This is a genomic window from Nostoc sp. DedSLP03 (assembly GCF_034530815.1).
Taxonomy (GTDB): Bacteria; Cyanobacteriota; Cyanobacteriia; order Cyanobacteriales; family Nostocaceae; genus Nostoc.
Genome location: NZ_JAVRCK010000030.1, coordinates 79,983 through 87,570, shown reverse-complemented (window position 1 = coordinate 87,570; position 7,588 = coordinate 79,983). Strand labels below are relative to the sequence as shown.

3 protein-coding genes are annotated in these 7,588 nt (G+C 43.8%); 2 read left to right on the top strand and 1 reads right to left on the bottom strand.

What is annotated here, in order from left to right:
* Positions 1 to 178: 178 nt before the first annotated feature.
* The gene (gene cysC, locus RM368_RS16485) at positions 179 to 751 is read right to left on the bottom strand and encodes an adenylyl-sulfate kinase (protein WP_322695051.1); all 573 of its coding nucleotides are present in this window, start codon (positions 749 to 751) and stop codon (positions 179 to 181) included.
* An 899-nt stretch (positions 752 to 1,650) separates the two neighbouring features.
* Between cysC and RM368_RS16480 the strand changes: the two genes are divergently transcribed.
* Complete coding sequence (locus RM368_RS16480) at positions 1,651 to 2,754, top strand: TIGR03032 family protein (RefSeq protein ID WP_322695046.1); 1,104 nt, start codon at positions 1,651 to 1,653, stop codon at positions 2,752 to 2,754.
* 65 nt (positions 2,755 to 2,819) lie between these two features.
* Positions 2,820 to 7,556, top strand: coding sequence for a beta strand repeat-containing protein (locus RM368_RS16475; RefSeq protein ID WP_322695045.1), 4,737 nt, complete (start codon positions 2,820 to 2,822; stop codon positions 7,554 to 7,556).
* Positions 7,557 to 7,588 lie beyond the last annotated feature (32 nt).

Genomic DNA, 7,588 nt, shown 5'->3' with positions numbered 1-7,588 from the left:
GGCTGGAGGCAGAGCCTCTAATAAGCCATTCCCAGTCTCCGACTGGGAACGAGAAAATACATCGGGGGAATTAAGGGGGATAATTTGACTTGTGTGTACACCGTAGCTCCTACAAGGAGAGGGGAGTTTAGCTCTCCCAACGCTAGTAGGGAAGGGGGCTGGGGGATTAGGTTTTTGATTACTGAATCGATGCTTTAGCAACTATATAACCCAACTCTTCTAGCTTTTCTAAGACCTTAGTTGCACTTTGAGCAACGCTTTCGTGGTTAGTTTTACATTCGACTTCAGGGCAGAGTGGTATTTCATAAGGATCGTCAATACCAGTAAAGTGCTTAATTTCTCCTGCTCTTGCTTTTTTATATAACCCTTTTACGTCTCGCTGTTCACAAACTGCCAATGATGCGTTGACGTAAACTTCAATGAAAAATGGAGTCATTTGGCGCACTTCTTCCCGAATTTCGCGATACGGTGAAATTGCCGAAACCAATACAATGACATTATTTCTGGCAAGAAGTTGAGCTACAAAGCCAATGCGACGAATATTCTCTTTTCGATCCTCTTTACTGAAACCCAATCCTTTGCATAGGTTTTGACGTACCGCATCACCGTCTAGAACTTCAACTCTGTATCCCTGTATCCGCAGTTCTTTCTCCACGAATTGACAGATAGTAGTTTTACCTGCACCACTCAAACCAGTGAACCATACTGTCACACCACACTCTTGTTGTCTCATCCTACTTTCGTCGTAAATTTTAAATGGCACACTAAAAAAGCTTTTTTAGATAATTGTGAGTCAAATAGTAATTTTATTTTTATAATCCTTTTTTAGCAGGAATTTCAGGAATTGCAAGGTACCCTATGTCAACCTTGCTACTTTTACCTCTACTGATTTCGAGTGAAAAATCGTATAGTTATACGTATTTAGGCTAAATATTTAATACGAAGGATGGCGATGTATACGACGGGCTACATCTACGCATTTTCTCTACCCTAACAACGTAATTTGCCGTTATAGTAACAAAACTTGTCGATCGAGTTTTTAAATGATTGAAGTTTTAACTAATTTTTACATTCAGTATATATACAGTTTATTTTTAAATAAAAAAGTCTTTATTATAACAGTAGATTACCAAACAATATTTACCGCTAGGACATTATAAAAAACTAAGTTCAAAATATCTGCAAAGTTAGATCCAGTGCAGCTTTATGGCGGCGCGACCTATTTTCTGGAGTCGATTCCTTTAGGTACTGTTTCTGGTACAAGCTTGTTTATTGACAATGATGGCACGCTTAGTGGTCTGTGTCATCAATTCTGAGAGTTTCGTAGTGAACGATTTATCAGTCAATTTCAAGGGTATTAGCCCTAACTACAAACTTTCACAACTCATCAAAATTAATGACATGAACTACTAGTACACTTTGGCATAAATTTGTTCACCTTTAACCAGCTGCTTTGAGCAACTTGTCTGCTTAATTAAGGTGATAGCTGGCTTTACGCCATGCTGTACTAGTGCTTTGTGCCAGTAATTTTCGAGGTTCGTAGTTGGTAATTAACCACTCAATTTTAAGGGCTAGAGCCACTGAGTATGTTTTGTATTTAACTAAGTCTAAAGTTCTTCAACAAAATTTGAAATTTAATTCAACTTATTTATGTTGTCCACTTTTCCTACTACTGCGCCAGAAGAGAATAACTTAATTCAATGTGATGCCGATGGGGGATTTATCTCTTGGCTAAGTCAAACCGGAGGTTCAATTGCCATCACCACCTACCAAGCTGGAAAACTGGCACTAGTAGGCTGGAATGGGGAACAGATAACCATGCTGTTACGCCAATTTTCTAAACCAATGGGATTGGCAGTGAATGGTTCACGACTGGCGCTGGCTACCCATCACGAAGTCTGTTTATTAGCCAATGCCCCCGCCTTAGCTTATGAGTTTTTAGAAGACCAGCCCGGACGCTACGATGCCCTTTATCTGCCACGGATGACATATTTTACAGGCGACCTTAATATTCACGACCTGGAATTTGGCAGAGAAGGGCTGTGGATCGTCAACACTCGCTTTTCGTGTCTTTCTGCTTTGAGTCCAGACTTTAGCTTTGTACCGCGCTGGCATCCGAAATTTATTTCTGAAGTAGTGCCAGAAGACCGATGTCACCTGAATGGATTAGCGATGGTGGATGGCAAACCCAAGTATGTGACTGCCCTCGGTGCGACAGATACCGTCGGAGGATGGCGGTCGGGCAAAGCCAACGGTGGAGTCGTAGTAGAAGTAGAGAGCAATGAAATTATTGTAAATGGATTATCAATGCCCCATTCTCCAATTTGGCATGACGGGTTTTTGTGGTTACTCAACTCTGGCGCAGGAGAAATTTGGCGCATTCATCCAGAATCAGGAGACCAACAAGTAGTTTGTGTACTCCCTGGATTTCTGCGGGGGTTGTGCTGCGTAGGATATTACGCCCTAGTCGGACTATGCCAGATTCGGGAACGGCATATTTTCGGAGGGTTGCCCATAACCCAACGGTTTGAGAAGTTGCTCTGTGGTGTGGCAGTCGTGGATTTACGAAATGGGCAACAGGTGGGAATGCTGAAGTTCACCGCAGGCTGTCAAGAACTTTATGATGTACAGTTTCTTGCTGGTGTACAGCGTCTGATGGTTTTGAATCAGGAACGAAAAGAAATCCGCCAAGCATTTACTGCACCAGAGTTGAATTATTGGCTGCGACCGAGTGCAGTGATTCCTAATGACTAAAGAATCTAGTTTAATCAGACCGTAATTGTTGAAATCAAATTTTTAGTTTTTTCAGAGGTTTTTTCATGACTGAATTTAAAGCCAATACTTACACCAACAATAATCAATCTAATTCCACAGTAGCAATAGATTCAAACGGAGATTTTATTATCTCCTGGCAAAGTTCAGGTCAAGATGGGTCTGGCTTAGGGATATATGCTCAACGCTACAACAATGCTGGGGAAGCTATTGGGAGCGAATTTCAGGTCAATACATCCACCAACAACGATCAATCTAACCCCACAGTAGCGATAGATACAAATGGGGACTTTGTTATCTCCTGGCAAAGTTCAGGTCAAGATGGTTCTGGCTTGGGGATATATGCCCAACGCTACAGTAGTGCTGGGGTAGCTATTGGGGGCGAATTTCAGGTCAATATCTCTACCAACAACGATCAGTCTAACCCCACATTAGCGATGGATGCCAATGGGAACTTTGTCATTTCATGGCAAAGCAGTGGTCAGGACGGGTCTGGCTTTGGGGTATATGCCCAACGCTACAGTAGTGCTGGAGTAGCTATTGGGAACGAATTTCAGGTCAATACTTCCACCAACTACTCTCAATATAATCCCACAGTAGCGATGGATGCCACTGGGGACTTTGTTATTTCCTGGCAAAGCTATTATCAAGACGGGTCTTACTTGGGTATATATGCCCAACGCTACAGTAGTGCTGGAATTCCTCAAGGAAGTGAATTTCTGGTCAATAGCCATACCGAGAGCTTTCAAAGTAACCCCACGGTAGCGATGGATGGAGCGGGGGACTTTGTCATTTCCTGGCAAAGCTATGGTCAGGACGGGTCTGGCTATGGCATATATGCCCAACGCTACAACACTTCTGGGGTAGCTGTTGGGGGCGAATTTAAAGTCAATACCACTACCACTGGCAATCAATTAAACTCCACAGTAGCGATGGATGCATATGGGGGCTTTATCATTTCCTGGACTAGTGATAGTCAGGATGGCTCTATGGATGGCATATATGCCCAACGCTACAACACTTCTGGGGTAGCTGTTGGGGGCGAATTCCAGGTCAATACCTACACCAATAACTCTCAAAATAACCCCGCAGTAGCGATGGATGGCACTGGGGACTTTGTTATTTCCTGGCAAAGTTCAGGTCAAGATGGGTCTGGATTGGGGATATATGCACAACTAAACAATAACAGGGGGGTTCCTCCGACAATCACTTCTGGTTCTGCCTCTGCCCTGACATACGTTGAGAACGCGACTACAGCCATCGACTCAGGCATCACTGTCAGCGACACAGACTCCCCCAATCTGGCTAGTGCCACCGTCAGGATTACCAGTGGTTTTGTCTCTGCTGAAGACATCCTTGCCTTCACCAACCAAAATGGGATTACCGGCAGCTACAACAGCAGTACAGGAGTCTTAACCTTAATCGGCAGTGCCAGCATTGCTAACTATCAAACCGCACTGCGTTCCATTACTTATACCAATAACAGTGATAACCCCAGTACTACACCTCGTACCATCAGCTTTATAGTTAATGATGGGACTGCTAATAGTACTGCCGTTACTCGGAATATTAATATTACGTCAGTAAATGATGTAGCCATCGCTACTGCCACGAGTTCTGCCTTATCATATACCGAGAGCGCAACTACAGTACTTGACTCAGGCATTACCGTCAGCGATGTAGACTCCCCCAACCTGGCTAGTGCCACCGTCAGCATTACCACTGGTTTTGCCTCTGGCGAAGACATCCTCGCTTTCACCAACCAAAATGGGATTATCGGCAACTACAACAGCAGCACAGGTGTTTTAACCTTAATCGGCAGTTCCACCGTTGCTAATTATCAAACCGCACTACGTTCCATTACTTATACCAATAACAGTGATAACCCCAGTACTACACCTCGTACCATCAGCTTTATAGTTAATGATGGGACTGCTAATAGTACTGCCGTTACCCGGAATATTAATATTACGGCAGTGAATGATGCACCTGTTGCTACTGCCACCAACTCTGCCCTGGCATACACTGAGAACGCCACTACAGCTATCGACTCAGGTATCACCGTCAGTGACACAGACTCCTCCAACCTAGCTAGTGCCACCGTCAAGATTACCAGTGGTTTTGTCTCTGCTGAAGACATCCTCGCCTTCACTAACCAAAATGGGATTACGGGCAGCTACAACAGCACCACAGGTGTTTTAACCTTAACTGGCAGTGCCACCGTTGCTAATTATCAAACCGCACTGCAATCTATTACTTATACCAACAGTAGCGACAATCCCAGTACTACACCTCGTACCGTCAGCTTTGTCATCAATGATGGGACTGCTAATAGTGCCACAGTTACCCGCAATATTAATATTACGGCGGTGAATGATGCTCCCATTGCTGTTAACGACAAAATCACCACAAACAAAAACACACCCGTTATCATTAGCGCTACTAATCTGTTAAGCAATGATACAGATGTTGATGTCAGTGACGTATTGAGCATTACTGGCTTCACCCAACCCAGCCAAGGAAGCTTAGTTAACAACAACAACGGTACTTACACTTATACGCCTGGCCAAAACTATTATGGCTCTGACGGCTTTACTTACACCATAAGTGATGGGCATGGAGGCAGTAGCACTGCTACTGTTAACTTGACCATTAGTGAAATCACCCCTCCGATTAATGGCACTTCAGGTGCAGATAAGCTGACTGGTACAGTGAACAGCGATAGCATCTCAGGATTGCTAGGCAATGACACGCTCCAAGGATTAGGTGATAGTGACACACTTGATGGCGGTGATGGCAATGATTCCTTAGATGGTGGTACAGGAACTGATAGCCTCATCGGTGGTAAAGGCAATGATACTTATATTGTGGACAGCATCGACGACACCATTACTGAAGGCTTAAATGCGGGCACAGATTTAGTCAAGTCTTCGGTGAGTTGGGTGTTGGGAGTTAACCTGGAAAACTTAACTCTGATTGGAACCGACGCAATAAATGGTACTGGTAACAGCCTTAATAATATTCTGACCGGAAATACTAGTGCTAACATCTTGAGCGGAGAAGTTGGCAATGACACCTTATTAGGTGATGCAGGCAATGACACATTATTGGGCGGTGTAGGCAACGACATCTTGGATGGAGGTACAGGAGCTGATAGTCTTAATGGTGGAGTCGGCAATGACACTTATATCGTAGACAACCTCGGTGATACGATTACTGAAGGCTTAAATGCAGGCACAGATTTAGTTAAGTCTTCGGTGAGTTTTGTGTTAGCAGATAACGTGGAGAACTTGACCCTGACTGGAACCGGAGCAATAGATGGTACTGGTAACAGCCTTAATAACATCCTGATTGGAAATACTGGTGCTAATAAGTTGAGCGGAGGAGATGGTAACGATAGTCTCTTTGGTAGCTCAGGCAATGACACATTATTGGGCGGTGCAGGTAATGACACCTTGGATGGAGGTTTAGGAACTGACAGTTTTGATGGTGGAGCCGGCAATGACATTTATACTGTAGATAACCTGAACGATTCTATTACTGAAGGCTTGAATGCAGGCATAGATTTAGTTAAGTCTTCGGTGAGTTTTGTGTTAGCAGATAACGTGGAAAACTTGACCCTGACTGGAACCGGAGCAATAGATGGTACTGGTAACAGCCTTAATAACATCCTGATTGGAAATACTGGTGCTAATAAGTTGAGCGGAGGAGATGGTAACGATAGCCTCTTTGGTAGTTCAGGTAATGACAGTTTGTTAGGCGGTGCAGGCGATGATACTTTGGATGGAGGTGCAGGGATTGATACTCTCAATGGTGGAGCCGGTAATGACATCTACACTGTAGACAATGTTAGCGATATTATTACCGAAGGCTTAAATTCAGGCACAGATTTAGTCAAGTCTGCTGTGAATTGGGTATTAGGAGAGAACTTTGAGAACTTGACCCTGACTGGAAGCGCGACAATTGGTACTGGTAACAGCCTTGATAATATCCTGGTCGGAAATGCTGCTGCGAACACCTTGAGCGGAGGAGATGGTAACGATAGCCTTTTTGGTAGCTCAGGCAATGACACCTTGTTGGGTGGTACAGGCGATGACATCTTGGATGGAGGTACAGGAATTGATAGTCTCAATGGTGGAGTCGGCAATGACACTTATATCGTAGACAATATTAGCGATATTATTGTTGAAGGCTTAAATGCAGGCACAGATTTAGTTAACTCTTCGGTAAATTGGGTCTTGGGAGATAACCTAGAGAATTTGACTCTGATTGGAACTGGGGCAATCACTGCTACTGGTAACGGTCTTAATAACATCCTGATTGGAAATACTGGTGCTAATACGTTATCAGGAGGAGATGGTAATGATAACCTCTTTGGTGGTTCAAGTAATGACAGCTTATTAGGTGGCGCAGGAAACGATAGCCTCTTTGGTGGAATTGGTAAAGATACGCTGACTGGTGGAGCTGGACAAGATAGCTTATATCTGACTGATACCCGCACTGGAGGCTATGATACTATTACTGATTTTACTGTTGGAGATGATACTATCTTCATTTCTAAGGCGGAATTCGGGCTAACCCAATCTCAGGATACGACACTCGATTCGGGCTTATTCCGACTTGGTACGATGGCAACAGCTGCAAGCGATCGCTTCATCTACAATCAAAGTACGGGTAATCTATTCTTTGATAAAGATGGATTGGGTGGTACAGCGCAAGTTCAAATAGCCCAGTTATCGAATAAAGCACTGCTTAGTAGTACAAATATTACTGTGATTGCTTAACTAAAGCTAACTATAGCTAACTATAGCTAGCA

What these genes read in the sequence shown, in the direction of transcription:
- RM368_RS16480 (WP_322695046.1), top strand. Translation starts at nt 1,651, where the DNA reads ATGTTGTCCACTTTTCCTACTACTGCGCCAGAAGAGAATAACTTAATT.
- RM368_RS16475 (WP_322695045.1), top strand. Translation starts at nt 2,820, where the DNA reads ATGACTGAATTTAAAGCCAATACTTACACCAACAATAATCAATCTAAT.